Source organism: Paenibacillus sp. JJ1722, assembly GCF_048282685.1.
GTDB lineage: Bacteria > Bacillota > Bacilli > Paenibacillales > Paenibacillaceae > Paenibacillus > Paenibacillus polymyxa_B.
On record NZ_CP182500.1, the window covers coordinates 1,964,929 to 1,981,048 of the forward strand.

Consider the following 16,120-nt stretch of genomic DNA (forward strand, 5'->3'; position numbering starts at 1 on the left):
ACGATTTCTAAGTGATTTATAGTAGGCTCACAACTTAAATATAAGGATTGTTACTGGTTAAGCAGGCGATACCTAAATGAATGGCAGTGATCATGTTCTTTGATCATACAGGCCTTTCGTTTAGGTATTTTTTTGTTTTCAGGCAATCTGCCCAAGAGGAGAATGAACATGGACCATAAGAAAATGGGCGAGGACATCGTACGTCTCGTTGGAGGAGAAGAAAATATCAATGGGCTTGTCCATTGTGCTACACGACTCCGATTTGACCTGAAGGATTCACGAAAAGCCGAAAGAGAAGCGCTTGAGAAGCACGAGGGGATCATTACAGTTGTTGAAAGCGGAGGACAATTTCAAGTTGTTATTGGCAGCCATGTTGCCTATGTATATGCGGAGATCATGAAAAACAGGAATTTTGAATCGAATTCCTCTACAGCCAGTGAATCCAGTGGTAAAAAAACATCGGTCATATCCACAATCTTTGAAGTCATTTCCGGCAGTTTCTCCCCGTTGATTCCGGCGATGGCGGGCTCGGGGATGATAAAAGCACTCCTGACGGTTTTGACCTTGCTGGGATGGATGTCTGTAACAAGTGATACTTATATGATCCTGTCTGCTGCAGGGAATGCTGTGTTTTACTTTTTGCCGATTTTGCTTGGGATCACGCTTGGTATAAAGCTGAAGGCGAATCCTTATGTAGCTGGTGTGATCGGTGCGGCTCTCATGGAACCCAACTTTACGGGGCTGATGGACAAAGGCTCTGATGTATCGTTTTTAGGAATACCGGTGGTCATGATGAACTACTCCGCCAGTGTTTTCCCGATTTTCATATCCATTAGCATATATGCGTTGGTGGATAAGTTTTTGAAGAAGATCATTCTTAAGGATTTACAACTATTTTTAGTTCCGATGCTGGCTTTGATGATTATGGTTCCGCTATCTGCGATGGCTTTCGGACCTTTCGGTACAGGGGTAGGAGATTGGATTTCTTCAGGTGTGACATGGTTAATCGGTGTAAGTGGAATTTTGTCAGGGATTGTTCTTGGCGGTTTTATGACCTTTATGGTCGTCTTCGGACTTCACTGGGGTTTTACACCCATTACGATTCAAAATATCGGTGTTGGCGGTGATCCGATTGAGGCGATGGCTGCAGCAGCTGTATTTGCTCAAATTGGTGTCGCATTTGGTATCTTCCTGAAGGCGAGAAAAGATAAAACACTTAGAACTCTTGCCGGTTCCACGAGTATTACAGGATTGCTGGCTGGTGTGACAGAGCCGATTGTGTATGGTCTGGTGCTTCGTTATAAACGTGTCATTCCGATTGTCATTATCGCAGGCGCTCTAGGCGGAGCTATCAATGGACATTTTGGAGTGAAAATGACGGCTTATGTTTTTCACAACATTTTTGCAATTCCAGTATATACGCCAACCTTAATTTATGTTATCGCCATTGCATGTTCATTTATAGCTGCAACGATGCTGATCCTTATTTTTGGATATGAAAGCAAGGTAAAGGGGGAGGCCCCAGAAACAGTTGAATCCGTGAAAACAGCAGAACCAGAGCCTGTTGTTACAGCAACCAAGGCCGTTGATATCAAGAAAGAAACAATCTACAGCCCGATCACAGGCAGGACCACACCACTGAGTCAAGTGAATGATTCTGCATTTTCTACAGGGGCCATGGGAAAAGGGTTAGCCATTGAACCGTCTGTCGGCGAGGTTGTAGCGCCAATAGATGGAGTCGTAACCTCGCTGTTCCCCACAGGACATGCCATAGGATTGACTTCCAGTGCAGGTACAGAGATATTAATTCATATCGGAATTAACACCGTTTCGCTGAAAGGGAAGCATTTTAATCCAGTGGTTAAAGAGGGCGACAGCGTGAAACAGGGCGATTTGTTAATCCAATTTGACAGGGAGCAGATTATTGAAGCAGGATACGAAATCGTAACGCCTGTCATCGTCACACTTACGCAACATAAAGTGGACGTATTTGAGACAAATCAGGAGCAGATTCAAAAAAATGAAGTATTGTTAACTTTGGTTGTGTGATACTGGCAAGCATCATCATCACATATATGAATTGCGAACATCAGAAGGATATAACTATAACTGGAGGGACTAGATCATGAAACATAATCAATTGAAGGCATTTCCTGAAAATTTTTTCTGGGGAGCTTCCACTTCCGCTTATCAAGTAGAGGGTGCATGGGACGAAGATGGAAAAGGACCTTCTGTCATTGACATGGCTAATCACGTCGAAGGGGTCACTGATTTTAAGGTAACCAGTGATCATTACCATATGTTCAAAGAAGACGTAGCTCTGATGGCTGAAATGGGCTTTAAAGCATATCGTTTCTCTATTGCTTGGACACGTATTTATCCCCAGGGCGCAGGTGAAGTTAATCAGAAGGGAATCGCGTTTTACAGCTCATTAATTGATGAACTAATTAAATACGGGATTGAACCGATTGTTACTATGTATCATTTTGATCTGCCTTATGCTCTTGAAAAACAAGGCGGTTGGTCGAAGAGGGAGACGATTGATGCCTTCGAACAGTATGCCAAAACATTGTTTGAGAACTTTGGAGACAGGGTGAAATATTGGTTAACCATTAATGAGCAGAACATGCTGATTCTCCATCCCGGTTCTATTGGCACATTAGATACAAGTCTCGAAAATCCACAAAGGGTACTGTATCAACAAAATCATCATATGTTAGTCGCGCAGGCGAAAGCAATGGTATTGTGCCATGAAATGCTACCTGACGCGAAAATTGGACCTGCGCCGAATATCGGGGTTATCTATCCAGCCAGTTCCAAGCCGGAAGATACACTGGCGGCTGATAACTATGCAGCCATTCGCAACTGGCTCTATCTGGATATGGCTGTATTTGGCCGTTACAATCACATTGCGTGGAGCTATTTGGTCGAGAAAGGCTATGAGCCTGTCATTGAAGAAGGGGATATGGACATTTTAGCGAAGGGGAACCCGGACTTTATCGCATTTAATTATTATACCTCTCAAACCGTAGGAGAAAGTTTAGATGACGGAAATGATTTTTCACATACAGGAGATCAGCATGAAATTGTGGGTGAACCCGGAGCGTACCGAGGTTCCATCAACCCCAACCTGCAAACGACGGAGTTTGGTTGGGAGATTGATCCGGTCGGCTTTAGAACCACATTACGCCAAATTTATTCTCGCTACCACTTGCCTTTAATCGTGACAGAGAACGGCTTGGGCGCTTTTGACAAGCTTGAAGAAGGGGATGTAGTGAATGATCCTTACCGCATTGACTTTTTCAAGAAACATATCGAGCAGATTCAACTGGCTATTACAGACGGTGTAGAAGTATTCGGCTTCTGTCCGTGGTCTGCGATTGATCTTGTTAGTACCCATCAGGGCTCCAGCAAGCGTTACGGTTTTATCTATGTGGATCGTGAGGAGTTTGATCTCAAGGATCTGCGTCGTATTCGTAAACAAAGCTTCTATTGGTATCAAAAGCTGATCTCCACAAACGGTGAAATTCGTTAATTAAAGTATCATAACTAGAGCACCTCCCTGAATGGAAGATTTTCATTTAGGGAGGTGTTTATATTTTTTAAACCTTAGGGGGAGAGGCTGATTTCATTTAAGCAACAACTATCCCTTTTCCAGAAGTGTAATTATGTATTATATAATAGAAGAAACACAAACGGAAAGGACATTATGCATTGACCTTACAACAATTAAAATATGTCATTGAGGTTGCCAATCATGGCTCCATGAATGAGGCGGCGAAGCGATTATTCATTTCCCAGCCCAGTCTGTCGAACGCGATTCGTGATTTGGAGGAAGAAATTCATATCACCATTTTTGAGCGTACCAATAAGGGGATTTCTTTGTCCAAGGAAGGCGTGGAATTCCTCGGTTATGCACGCCAGGTCGTTGAGCAGGCGGAGTTACTGGAAAGTCGCTATCTGGATGCCAAGCCTTCACCACAGCATTTTGCTGTGTCCACGCAGCATTACGCTTTTGCTGTAAATGCATTTGTGAATCTAGTGAATCAATATGGTCAAGAAGAGTATGAATTGGCTTTACGAGAGACCAAAACCCATGAAATCATACAGGATGTCAAAAGCCTGCGCAGTGAGATTGGAATCCTGTATCTGAACGAATTTAACGCCAAGGTCATTAACAAGCTGCTAAAAGATGCGAATCTGCAATTCAATAGCCTGTTTACGGCCAAGCCGCATATTTTTATCAGTGCCAATAATCCGCTATCTCGACAGTCTATCGTGACCATTGATCAGCTTCATCCGTATCCGTATTTGTCCTTTGAACAAGGGGAGTACAATTCCTTTCACTTTTCCGAGGAGATTCTCAGTACGTTGTCACATCCCAAAAGCATTCGTGTCCATGACCGGGCGACCCTTTTTAATTTGCTCATTGGCTTGAACGGCTATACGATTTCTACCGGGGTGATCAGTGCGGATCTGAACGGTAACGACATTATCTCCGTCCCTCTGGAATGTGATGAGTCTATTAATGTGGGATGGATTTGCCATAAAAACGCTGCACTCTCCAAGCTGGCTACCGTCTATGTAGAAGCGTTGCATGAGGCGATAGGGGAATAAAAGATTGGATATAGCCTTAGGCTATAACTAGCTATAGTTTATTGGAGTTACCTTATAACTGAAAATGTATGTTATCTTTCTTACAAGAACTTCACTACAGAAGCGAAAAAGGAGATAACCCTAATGAGCAGCATCCTTGACAATGCATCCCAACGTAAAGTGACCCCTTTTAGACATGATATGGTCGGCAGCTTTTTGCGCCCGCAAGCGATTAAAGACGCCAGAGTTCAATTTCAAAATAATGAAATCTCTGCGGACGAGCTGAGAAAGATTGAAGATGACGAAATTATCAAGCTAGTGGAAAAGCAAAAATCCGTAGGACTTCAAGCCGTGACAGACGGTGAATTCAGACGCTCCTGGTGGCATCTTGATTTTATGTGGGGTCTGGACGGCGTGGAAAAGGTACAGCTTTCGAACGGCTACCAATTCCAGGGTGTGGAAACAAGAGCGGAAACCGCACGCTTGTCCGGTAAAATCGGACATTCCCGTCATCCTTTCATTGAAGATTTCAAATTCCTGAAGCAAGTAGCAGGTGAGGATGCGATCGCGCGCCAGACGATCCCGGCACCTGCGCAATTCCTGGCCGAGCTGTTGCGTGGCGAAAATAAAGAAACAACCGATATGTATTACAGCAATCTGGATGAGCTGGTGACGGATATCGCCAAAGCTTACAAATCCGTGATTCAAGCGTTGTACAATGAGGGCTGCCGCAGCTTACAACTGGATGATTGCACATGGGGTATGCTCTGTGATAAAAACTATTGGGAAGCTAGACAGCATGCGGGTGAGAATGTGGAAGATACCAAAAAGCTGTTTGCCCGTGTGAATCAGGAAACGGTGAATGATCTCCCAGCCGATTTGGTCGTTACGACCCACGTATGCCGTGGTAACTACCATTCCACCTGGGCATCCTCTGGCGGCTATGAGCCTGTAGCTGAAACTCTGTTCGGCATCGACAACATCGACGGCTACTACCTCGAATTCGATACCGACCGTGCAGGTGATTTCACACCGCTTAAGCATCTGAAAGATCAAAAGCAGGTCGTACTGGGCCTCGTTTCCTCCAAAACAGGTGAACTGGAAGACAAGCAGACGGTCATTAATCGTATTAAGGAAGCGACTCAATTCGTCGACATCAACCACATCTGCCTCAGCCCACAATGCGGTTTTGCTTCGACAGAAGAGGGCAATATTCTGACAGAAGAGCAGCAGTGGAAAAAGCTTGCTTTCATTAAAGAGATTGCAGACGAGATTTGGAAGTAAGGGTTTAGGGGAATTGGATTGGAGAGGTTCGTAATACAAAAACACGCCACTTGGGGGCGTGTTTTTTTGTTATAAACCTAATAACTGCCCTTTAAAATACGTACTATTCATCAACATTGCAAATATCTTAATCACCATCAGAATAGAAGTATAAGAACTATTGTTGGAGATTGAGCAACAAGCGAAAATTAAGGCGTGTCGATTGAACTCATTCAAGTTCTAAGCACGACGAAATACTGTAACAATTTGATAATAACCTATTTAATGCGTTCGCGGAAAAGACACGCTTCTCTCATCAGCCCATTTTATTTTTTTACCTTAAAAAGTGGGACGGCATAAATGAAATTCTGGACTAAAAAACCATAGACTAACACTATCAGTAGGCTAATGTTTAACTGTGGACTCCATGATGGGAAAAATCAATCGAATCCCGTCTTTCACTCCTTCCATATAGATGAAGTGTTTGTCCTTACCTAGCTGATAGCCTAGGTTTCTTGCCATTCGGATAACAGATCTTGAAATGATCCATTTGAGTGAATAGATTTTTGTCGTCTGTTGAATATGAAACCTGTTGTTTGCTGGCGAGTTCTAAATGATGAAATCTCTGGGTAACGCTTCGAGAAACCAATCTGGCCAATTTAACATTGTACATTTTCCCTCCCGTGGTTGAAGTGTGTGTATGTTAACTCTGATGGGGAGGGATGGCAAGTTATTGTTTCATAAAAAAGCTCATTCCCACTCATGATTCAAGTAGGAGTAAGCTTTTGAAAGTTTAAGAATTATCATAACCAAGTTATTTGGGGAGTTTGACTATATCATTTTACTGGAAATAGGGATTGGAGATAGCACTTTTAGAAGAACAAAAATAGAAGGCTAACTGTATATATAAAAGCCATATTTAAAACGAAATATGAAAAAAGTAGAGCTCAATATACGACTTGTTTTGTAACATTTTGTCGTCTACTGGAATATATGTAGTTAATTTGGACGATATGAATTCAAGTCTTAAACAAGCATATAATTATATTCAACGTATGTAATTTTATTTTAAAGGGGGACATGCAAATATGGTTTTCGTTATTATCTCAATAGTATCTTTCTTGCTACTATTTTTTCTAATTTATAGAATTATTAAATATAAGACAAGGAAATATAACCGTGAAAATTTTGGGCTATCATTAATTATGCTTCTTATTCTAGTAGGAAGATTATATACAGGAGAATCTAATCTAAAACCCTTGCTAATAGGTTATATATTTTTGTTCTCTGTTTTATTATTGATTTTTTTATTTGGCATGATTCGTAAGAAAAATAGTAAGCAATGAACGGAAGACCGTTTTACTGGTCGTCGTTGGACTTTTTATGTAGTGAATTTTTATCATGAAAAATCAAATAAGGGAAAACATCGAGGCATCCATGCTCTAGTGATCAGATCGGTCAATATGCCGGCCTTATATTGAAGGGATTGTTTTCCTAGTTAGTAAGCCATCCGCTAAGGTTGTCACTGCTCGAACCACGACCAGTTCTTTGCCTTGTCCAATGGGTAACGTGGTGAGGTCGCCCAGCGCATAGTATTGCAGACTTTCGATCATATAGGTGACATACGAGCCAGCACGTTCGCCTGGCTTTTCCGCATCCAGCTCATGAAACGTTTTACGTACTCGATAAAATACATCCCGCTCCACCTTATGCTGTTTGCCTTCTGGCATCCCGAAGAAAACCTTGGGCGAGGCTGCGGTTACCTCTGGCACAAGTACCGAACCAAAGCGAGAAGCGAGGCGCTTTAAAAATGCCCAATCGGTCTCATCATATTGTAAAACAAATGTCTCCAGTTTGGCATAGTTGCTTACTGTATCAATGGCATCTCCGTACTGATATTTTCGAACCAGTGCTGTGACCAGATCATCATAGGTGCGGTGAATATCTTGATAGGAGCGTCTTTTACGTTTAATATCCATCTGGTATGAATGGGAAGCGGCCTCCAATTCAAACGTATACACGCCTCGTACGCAGTGTACGGACATACGTGTAACAATCCCATGGAACAGCCTTCTCAGCAATTGTCCCTGATCATTCAACTGACGAATCACAATCGGCTCTTGCTCCATATTTTGATCAATACAAGCCGCTCCCTGTTCTTCAGAGAGCATGCCACTGATATGTAAATAGGCATGATCGTTGATGGCACGTGTTATTTGAAGTAGTTCAATGTGTAGTGGCTGAAAGGGACCATAAAAGCGCAGGCTTTCATATCCGATCCCATCTGATAATACGCTCAAGTGAGTTCAAGACTCCTTTCTAGATGCGATGGGTATTTCCAAGTAAAGCACGTCATCTTGAAATTGCTTCTGATTAAAGAAGACGCAGATGAGTACAACTGTCAGTCAAGATAGATATGTATTACAAGGTTTGTACGCTAAAAAGGGGCGAGAGGTGATATTTAAGTAACAACCCAGCATATGTATTTATCGGTTAAAAGAGAGATTTAGTTTACAGAATGACCCATTGGTTGGGGGATTTACTATGTTTATTTTTGGAAGTAGGAGAAGGGGGTTAAGTTGTGTACAGTGGCGGTCATTATCAATACTTTCATTTCTCACTTGATCGAATAGCTGTGTAAACAAAAAAACGTATTTAGTTTACTCGACTAAATACGTTTTTTGTTTGCTTTGAAAATGCATATTTATGTTTTAGTTACGACTTTTGAATGAACCCACATATGTAAGATCATTACTGTTAATGACTTGACCTGGAGTCACAAAAGCCTCTTTATTTGGAGTATAATATCCTATAATAAAGTCTGTGTTATAGTTTCCATAATAGAAGGCTTGCCAAATGAATTTAGAGCAGTAATTAGGGTTTATAGTTTTAAGTTGAAAGTTATCCCAAGAAGCCCAAGGTATATAGTAACTTGTTACTGAAGAGTAATTGTTTTTTGCCCAATAAGCTGCGTTAAGGCCGTGAGTTGCTCTATAGACAGCGATTGATTCATTAGCCTTATGCCTCGATTGATAATAAGAAATGGTATCCCTTTTTCCACCTTCTCCTTGATTATCATTTACGGCATTTGCATGATAAACCATATAATCAGGCCCAATAATTCCAACATGTCCGACAATCGGTGCATTTCCGCCTAATGCTTTTGATGAATAAAGCACATCTCCTACCCTAACTCTGATATTGGTCCCTGGATAGGTTGAATCTGGCTCTAACGCTGATGGCGCAAAGCCATATGTGTCCTCAGAAGCACTTACAGAAGGATCAACTTTGGAAACACTTACAGAAGGATTAACTTCAGAGGCACTTACAGAAGTTATACCAAGAAAAGAGGTAAAGAAAAGAAGTATTAGTAGAGCAGGCAAAAAAATCTATAATTTTTTCATAATACACCGCCATTTTCCATAAATTTAAATGCAATACTTATTATACACAAAATATACTGGAAGTAAATAGAATAATAATGTATGATTATCCTAAAATGGAATTATTTTGTTGAAATAATTAGTTTGTTGAAATAAAGATGAGGGAGATGAAAAAATTGAGTTTTTATAATAATAGATTGGTTCAGATATTAATCGTAATACTCTATCCCATTACGGCATTTGTGATATTAAGTAATGGTGCCAAGATAGTTTCATGGGGGATACCAGCAGTCATTGCAGTTTTGTTTTGTTTTCTTTGGCAAAACCTTCGACATTTAATGATTTCTAATGTATTGTTATGGATTTTATCAGTACCAATTTGGTTGTTTTGGATTGAGGGGAGGCAGGTGGCAGAGGTTTTCATTGCATCTTTACCATTCATCATACCCCTATATATATTTATTGTGTTTCTACCAGAAGTTATAATTGTTTTGATTAGGAATTTTCTTCTCAATAAGTTTAGACGGTAGCGTTAAGAATTATGTGTAAATGAAGATAACCTTTCCTGTAGAAGAGTGGATTCATTTTTGCTAGTGAACAGATGAGTTGGCTACAGAAGAGCAACTAATAGATTATGCCCGCTTGTTAGAGACTCACGGCGTCTGGTTGCTCCAGATTGTAGCATTGACCGTATATGCTTAGAGAAAAGCTCCAATTAATAAATGATTCTATTCTTCAATTTTTGAATAAACATACCATTTTCTGATCTAACTATATTCTTTCCGTCGTCTCGACACACGTGGAGTGCGTGGTAGTAATATACGGGAAGATATACTGGAGAAAGGCCTCGCTATAAGGTGCAGTAATATTTGGTCTCTCATCATATTGGAGTGTGGAGACAACCATAGTCGAAGAACCCACCTGTATTTAAGAAACAGGTGGGTTTATTTGATTTTCATAATTTTGAAAACAAAAAAATCTTTTTTAATTTGTAATCTCCCTTATCACATTCCTCGCCAAGCGTACTTTCTCTGGACTCGATTTTTGGAGCATTTTTACGATTTCTTGTATATCAGTTTCATGCTTTGTAACCTTAATATCCTCATTTACATAAGCAAAAAGCTGAATCAAATTAACATCCAATGCATTAGCAATTTTAGCTATATTTATTAAAGATACGTTTTTTTCTCCACGTTCAATCTGCCCTATGTATGAAAAATGGAATCCACCTTTTTCCCCAAGCGACTCCTGAGACAATCCCTTTTCTTTTCGCAAAGCACGTATTCTGGCGCCCACTAATTTGAGAACTTCTTTATCTTCCATCGTCTACACCTCACTATTCTAAAAGTGTAGACAAGATATCCAAATGAAAACATTGAATAATGAATACAATAAATAATAATAATATCTATAAGTATTATTTTAGAGTATAATAAGACTATTCTTAAAATTCTCTGGAGGAATAGATATGAAAGAAGCTCCTTCTACCTTTATTCCAAGTCCCACCCAACCATCCAGACCTTCACAACACCTACATAATTCAATAACTGATTTTCACACTCTATCCCAATACCACATGAAACTAGCCCAAATCCTGTACAAGCACAATCAAGTCCAATGCTGCATTATCCTATGTGACTGGGCGTTGACTTCCATGTTAAAAGCTCTATATATGAAAGAAAACAACAGCCTTTTCCCTCCCGGATTCCTGTCCATGACTGATCTGCTGCACTTATTACATACCGAAACCAACCCGGGATTGGATGTTGTTGTATTTATAGGTACCACTCAATTTCTTTCATCCCAGTTAGAAACCCCGCTCCTTCAAAAAATGAAGTACAAGGATGTGAGCAGGTTACTGCGAAGAACGGACGACATTCTCTGCCAGTTGTCATCCCGAGTGATTAGCGATCCATCCGAGATGTATCAGTCCATTTTCTGAATAGCCCTTCCATGGCAAATAAACTTGCCAATTCGCCCTGTCGTAATCCGCTTTTCTTCATACGATAAGAGTAAGCTTTAACGCAAGGAGGGATTCAGACATGGGTGAAGTAGGTTACGGTGGAGCATGGACATCCACAGGAGCGATTTTGGTATTGTTCATTTTGTTGGTGATTATTACTAAGTCGTTTCTGATCTAACAGCAGGTTAGCATCGCTTAAATCCACAAATCGGCCTTCTTTCACGACATCGTGAGGGAGGGCTTTTTTATGCAGAATGGGTGTTAGTCCTGTATGTTGTCTGGCTCTGCAAGCATTGTTATACTTTACATACAGGGAGATTTTCCCTCAAGTATATAGCAATACGGATAGCGTAAGACGTGGAAAAACGGAAATTCGCTGACCAAAATCAGGAGGATCGCATGATGAATATGGCAAGCAGTCCATTTCAATTTACGACAGACACGGCGACTCTCTGCCTATTTGATACGCAAGCACTTAAGCATCGTTTGGACGATGATCCGGATTGGTGGTCCATCGAAGAGGACGAGCTGGGCGAGTTGAATGCGGGAAATGTAGCTTTTTTGAATCTGGGAGCCGACGGGACCTATGAGGTTGTGATGACAGATCATATTGACAAGCCTGCTGTACGACTGTTTTTGAAGGTTCCCTCAGGTAACCTATTTATTGGAGCAGGGGAGGAAGCCACAAGTGGTGGACTGGAGCCTGAATGTGTATGGGGAGGGACGTTCCTTTCTGTGCAACCCGGACTTTATGAATGCTTGGCGAGCAGAGAAGACAATCGTATTTATCTTTCTTTAAAAAAAGGAAGCGAAGGCACCAATAGCTTTACGGGTCTGATTCGATTGTAGGTTGCAGGATCAACCCGTAATGGTCCATACAAGCCACCTGAACAGGTGGAAGCAGGAACAACCGGAACCGGGGGAAAATGGAAAAAGGGCTATCCCCACGGCTTACACATCCGTGAAGGCAGCCCTTTATCCGTCTATTGATACTTTACAATAATGGCATTGCTGATTTGGCGGCCGGGTGTGGTGAGGTAGGAGCCGTTGTAATACAGCCCGCTGGAAGCACCGCCGTCCAGATTCATGGCCTGATAAGCTCCGGCCTGTTTCATCAGTTGGGCGAGCTGCGGTATAGTCGCTCCGCTTGTGGTCAGGAGGATCAGCTTATGATCCCGACTCATTCCTATTGCGCTGCGGGCGCCGCCGCCTGTTAATATTTTTGGGTCCTTGAAGCCTTCGGCTTTGACATTTAGGGAAACCTGTCCATTTGTGACCAGACGAGGCCCAGCTTGCAGGGCACCTTCGACGTTACCTTGGCTTAACCGTTGTTCAAAGGCAGAACCTGACACCAGTTCAGCTAAATGGTTCGCATCGTAGGTGAAGACCGTCCGTTGGTCGCCGGAGCTTTTTTTCAACATCTTTCCGTGACTGACCAGGTAGCCGTAAGGCGTTTTGTAGGAGCTTTTGGTATAGGCGTCAAAGAATGTACCATTTATGGCTACAACCGCTTGATTACGTTTGGCGAGACTGCTTAAGTCTTCCACTTTGCCGATAGTATTGCCTGCCAGAGCCACATCTAGGCTTACCTTGGGATGGAGCATAGAGATGGTGACCACCTTAGCGGAAAAGGTACGAGATCCGACCTTGAAGCTTTTATGAGCCGTCGTAATGGGTGTAGTATTTCCGGGTAGCTTACCGGTAAGTACCGGAAGCGTGACGGACGTTGTACCCTGCTTAATGCGTACAGCTGAGGTTTCCTTTTGCCATGAGACTTGCAGGTTTAGATATTGGCTGATGAACTGCAAGGGTACATAGGTCGAACCATTATCGGTAAAAGGAGCATTTTGCAAACGGACCGTTTGATCGTTCACTTTGGCAGTAGATTTTCCGGCAAATAGGGTAATCCGAGTATTGCCTTGCGCAATTTCTATTTTTTTGTCCGCTGCCGTCATGTTGAGTGTGATCCCTTCATAGCTGTTCAGGAGACGAAGCGGGATGAAGGAGTGGTTACTCTGGTCCACATAGACCAGCATAGGTGCTGGGGCAGCAGCGTAGATCGGGGATACAAGTAATAGCAAGGACAGGATAACAAGTGCGGTGATTCTTTTCATGAATAGATCAATCTCCTTATGTAGTCTTGACACTTTACGAGGTGCTTGTAATTATATCGGGTTTTATAAGTTGTAAATGTATGTTATGCGAATTTTGAGTGTTTAGCTGATATAGGAAGCGGGAGGTTGGAGATGAGCAGGTATGAGACAAGACTTGAGGATTACCGTCGCAGAGAGCGCCCATCTTATCGTGTATTTGAAGGATTGCAGGAATTGGTGCGTAGCGTGGGGCAACTGCATAATAACTGGTTATATGTGAATGTGGATCAATGGGATCAGGACCCTGTTCACACACCGATTTATTATTGGGATGAGCATTGGCTAGAGGAATGTGCAGAGGAGGGTACAGCCGTAACCAACGAACAAGATGAGTATATTCCCAAGTGGGTGCCGGATCGTCAGGTTCAAACCTGGTTTGAGTTGGCGACCTTCGAAAGTATTGTGGAAGTCCTTAAGGCTGCCGGACAGCCAGTGACGCTTGAGATGGTGATTATGGCGGTAAAATATTATGCCAAGCGCGATGCCTATCTGGACTATGAAGAGGTGAAGGCAGTGACAGACCTGTGGTCTGTGCTGACAAAGGTGAGAAACCACCTTACATAATGAACAAAGCCTGTAGAACAAACAGGGCATACATACACTGGATGGGGGAAGCAAATGAGTTGGTTGAATCATGAAATGGCAGCAAAGTGGCGACAGGAAGGAAAAAGGTATGCCGCAGATGTGAATGAATTTATCAGAGTCGGCATGGAAAGTGAATGGCAGCAGGAGCAATCAGAGCCAAAGCAGGACGAACGCCCCAAGATGGCTAAAGATATTTTTCGTATGATTCAGGAGGCAAATCAAGCTGGTGAAATGGAGCAGTTACGTCGAGAAATTCCAGCCGCGTCTTGGCCGCTTACACCAGCGTTCGAGGAGGCTTTGCAAGCCGTTAGGCCGATAGCTTTTGTGAATGGAGCCAATGAAATCATTGTACATGCGGGCAATCCTCGGGAACGTGGGACGATCTATGTGACGGGAAAGATGGAATCTTGCAAATCCCCGGACTGCATCGAGTAGGCTGTTCGCCGGACGGGACTTATTTTGCGTTGGTGGATGGACAGGGGATTCGTATTGTTCGTCAACCGGACCGAAATCTGCAAGGAGAAGAGACAGCACATTTTCAGTGGAAGGATATACAAGGACGCTTAAAAGCATCCATTCCTGATCTGGAGTGCTTGGGAGATGAGGAGCATCCTGAAGATATATTAGATGAAGTGATCCCGTTTGGCGATGGACAGCGACTTCTGCTGGTTTGCGGTTACGGTGTTTATTTGCTGGGTGTTGATCAGGTGGATTTGATCCATCCCAAGGCGTCTGAACGAAGAAAACTAGAGCTGGAAGACACGATTGTGGATATGGCTCATGGAGCTGTGTCGAGGGATGGACGCTGGATCGCTTACGGCAGCCAGATGAGTGAGCATATGCTTATGGATCTGTCCGATAAGACGGTGCATACATTGGAGCCAAGTTCTAGTTATCCGCATTATGCTATATTTTCCAAAGATGATCTGGACGTTTGGTACAATGCCTGTCATTTCTACAACGGTGCCACCATTCAAGTGTCGATTGCTGAGGTGGAGCAGGGTCTTGCTCAGAATAAGGAAGAATGGTCGATAATGAATGAAGAAATGCGAGTATACGCTGCAACAGCGCTGACACAAGGATCTATTTTGGGTGATGCCTACGGTTATCTCCGCCTGATTGACAGGAAGGGTCGTGAACTTTGGCGCTATTTTGTCGGCAGTACGTTATCCGGGCTGGCAGTTACACCTGATGAAGGTATGTTGGCGGTTGGAACGTATGGAGGTATGCTTCATTTGATTGATTTGCAGAGCGGCACGAAGGACGAATATAGCATTGGCACCGCACCAATTCACGAGACAGCGCGTTGGGTGATCTGGCGGAACTATGAGCCATTGCGCTGGTAATACTAATATTCCGCAAATGGTGATAAAAGCAAGTTCTGATAAGCTGAACTTAAAAAGTGTAGTAACACATGATTACAATGCTATTTTCAGATAGATGGCATTTGGCATTAACCCATGATGCAAAATGTGAATAGAGAGGAAAGAGGTGTGAGGACATGGACAAGAAAGCGGATATTCGTACATCCATGAAGGAACTATTTGCTCAAATGGATGAAGCCTTTTTTATGGATGTGGAAGAAAATGTACCGATTGAAATGCGTGATGGGAATGTCGACGAGGAGGGATGGATCAAATGGAAGCCTCTCCCTTCACAGATTACTGAACAGGAAGTTCGGGAGATGGAGGAAAAATACCATTTTGAGCTGCCGCCCCTGCTGAGGAGTTTTATCATGTCCTACCATTATGTATCTTTACAATTCGATAATGAATCCATTCCGGGAGTATACTGGAGCGATTGTACGTTTGTTGAGTTTCCACGTCTGCCTGTAGGTCAAGGCTTAAAGGCATTTTATGATTTGATTGATCAATGGTCACCTCTGCTGTCAGCAGGCTACATTCCTTTTGCAATAGCAGAGGACGATCAGGGTCCCGTTTGTTTAAATGCAGGCAGCAGACATAAGGACGGCGATTATCCTATTGTTTGGTTCTTTCATGAAGACCTACAGCATTTGAATGAGGATGAGCTGCGGATCAGGAGTAATCTGCTTCCCCATGTACAGGGGCTGTTTCCATCTTCTGTCGAAATGTTTAACGTGATGTTTAAGCACATTAGACACTAGCGATTTCCTAAAATGTAATTTTACTGCTCAGCCAACCGAGATATTGACATAA

General features: G+C 42.6%; 11 protein-coding genes and 2 pseudogenes. 9 read left to right on the forward strand and 4 right to left on the reverse strand.

Annotated features, from left to right (window positions below; genetic code table 11):
• Positions 1-168: 168 nt before the first annotated feature.
• From ACM1ND_RS08855 to ACM1ND_RS08870, 4 genes are all read left to right on the forward strand, one after another.
• Positions 169-2,049, forward strand: a complete 1,881-nt coding sequence (locus ACM1ND_RS08855) for a beta-glucoside-specific PTS transporter subunit IIABC (RefSeq protein WP_418027597.1) — start codon at positions 169-171, stop codon at positions 2,047-2,049.
• A gap of 76 nt (positions 2,050-2,125) precedes the next feature.
• Positions 2,126-3,535, forward strand: a complete 1,410-nt coding sequence (locus ACM1ND_RS08860) for a glycoside hydrolase family 1 protein (RefSeq protein ID WP_023987953.1) — start codon at positions 2,126-2,128, stop codon at positions 3,533-3,535.
• A gap of 179 nt (positions 3,536-3,714) precedes the next feature.
• On the forward strand, positions 3,715-4,617 hold the full coding sequence (locus tag ACM1ND_RS08865; RefSeq protein WP_418027598.1) for a LysR family transcriptional regulator: 903 nt from the start codon (positions 3,715-3,717) through the stop codon (positions 4,615-4,617).
• A gap of 123 nt (positions 4,618-4,740) precedes the next feature.
• On the forward strand, positions 4,741-5,880 hold the full coding sequence (locus tag ACM1ND_RS08870; protein WP_418027599.1) for a 5-methyltetrahydropteroyltriglutamate--homocysteine S-methyltransferase: 1,140 nt from the start codon (positions 4,741-4,743) through the stop codon (positions 5,878-5,880).
• 1,478 nt (positions 5,881-7,358) lie between these two features.
• Here the strand turns inward: ACM1ND_RS08870 and ACM1ND_RS08875 are convergent.
• The 3 genes and pseudogenes from ACM1ND_RS08875 to ACM1ND_RS08885 all read right to left on the reverse strand — a co-directional run.
• Positions 7,359-8,159, reverse strand: a pseudogene (locus ACM1ND_RS08875) (contractile injection system protein, VgrG/Pvc8 family); the annotation flags it as partial.
• Positions 8,160-8,570: 411 nt separating this feature from the next.
• Entirely contained in the window at positions 8,571-9,038 is a 468-nt protein-coding gene (locus ACM1ND_RS08880; RefSeq protein ID WP_418027600.1) for a hypothetical protein, read from the reverse strand.
• Between the two features lie 1,188 nt (positions 9,039-10,226).
• A complete protein-coding gene (locus ACM1ND_RS08885) occupies positions 10,227-10,565 on the reverse strand; it encodes a helix-turn-helix domain-containing protein (protein ID WP_069079891.1) in 339 nt (112 codons plus the stop codon).
• 719 nt (positions 10,566-11,284) lie between these two features.
• Here ACM1ND_RS08885 and ACM1ND_RS08890 point away from each other — a divergent pair.
• Both ACM1ND_RS08890 and ACM1ND_RS08895 read left to right on the forward strand, forming a co-directional pair.
• Positions 11,285-11,383: a hypothetical protein gene (locus tag ACM1ND_RS08890; protein ID WP_014599622.1), complete on the forward strand. Its 99-nt coding sequence runs from the start codon at positions 11,285-11,287 to the stop codon at positions 11,381-11,383.
• 221 nt (positions 11,384-11,604) lie between these two features.
• A complete protein-coding gene (locus ACM1ND_RS08895; RefSeq protein ID WP_023987962.1) occupies positions 11,605-12,054 on the forward strand; it encodes a DUF6386 family protein in 450 nt (149 codons plus the stop codon).
• 134 nt (positions 12,055-12,188) lie between these two features.
• Here the strand turns inward: ACM1ND_RS08895 and ACM1ND_RS08900 are convergent, their stop codons facing one another.
• Positions 12,189-13,319, reverse strand: coding sequence for a phosphodiester glycosidase family protein (locus ACM1ND_RS08900; protein ID WP_418027601.1), 1,131 nt, complete (start codon positions 13,317-13,319; stop codon positions 12,189-12,191).
• 132 nt (positions 13,320-13,451) lie between these two features.
• Here ACM1ND_RS08900 and ACM1ND_RS08905 point away from each other — a divergent pair, with 132 nt between their 5' ends.
• The 3 genes and pseudogenes from ACM1ND_RS08905 (at position 13,452) to ACM1ND_RS08915 (ending at position 16,068) form a co-directional block, all read left to right on the forward strand.
• Positions 13,452-13,922, forward strand: a complete 471-nt coding sequence (locus ACM1ND_RS08905; RefSeq protein ID WP_076157030.1) for a DUF7716 domain-containing protein — start codon at positions 13,452-13,454, stop codon at positions 13,920-13,922.
• Between the two features lie 54 nt (positions 13,923-13,976).
• Positions 13,977-15,289: pseudogene (locus ACM1ND_RS08910) on the forward strand (hypothetical protein).
• A gap of 155 nt (positions 15,290-15,444) precedes the next feature.
• Positions 15,445-16,068: an SMI1/KNR4 family protein gene (locus ACM1ND_RS08915; protein ID WP_023987966.1), complete on the forward strand. Its 624-nt coding sequence runs from the start codon at positions 15,445-15,447 to the stop codon at positions 16,066-16,068.
• Positions 16,069-16,120 lie beyond the last annotated feature (52 nt).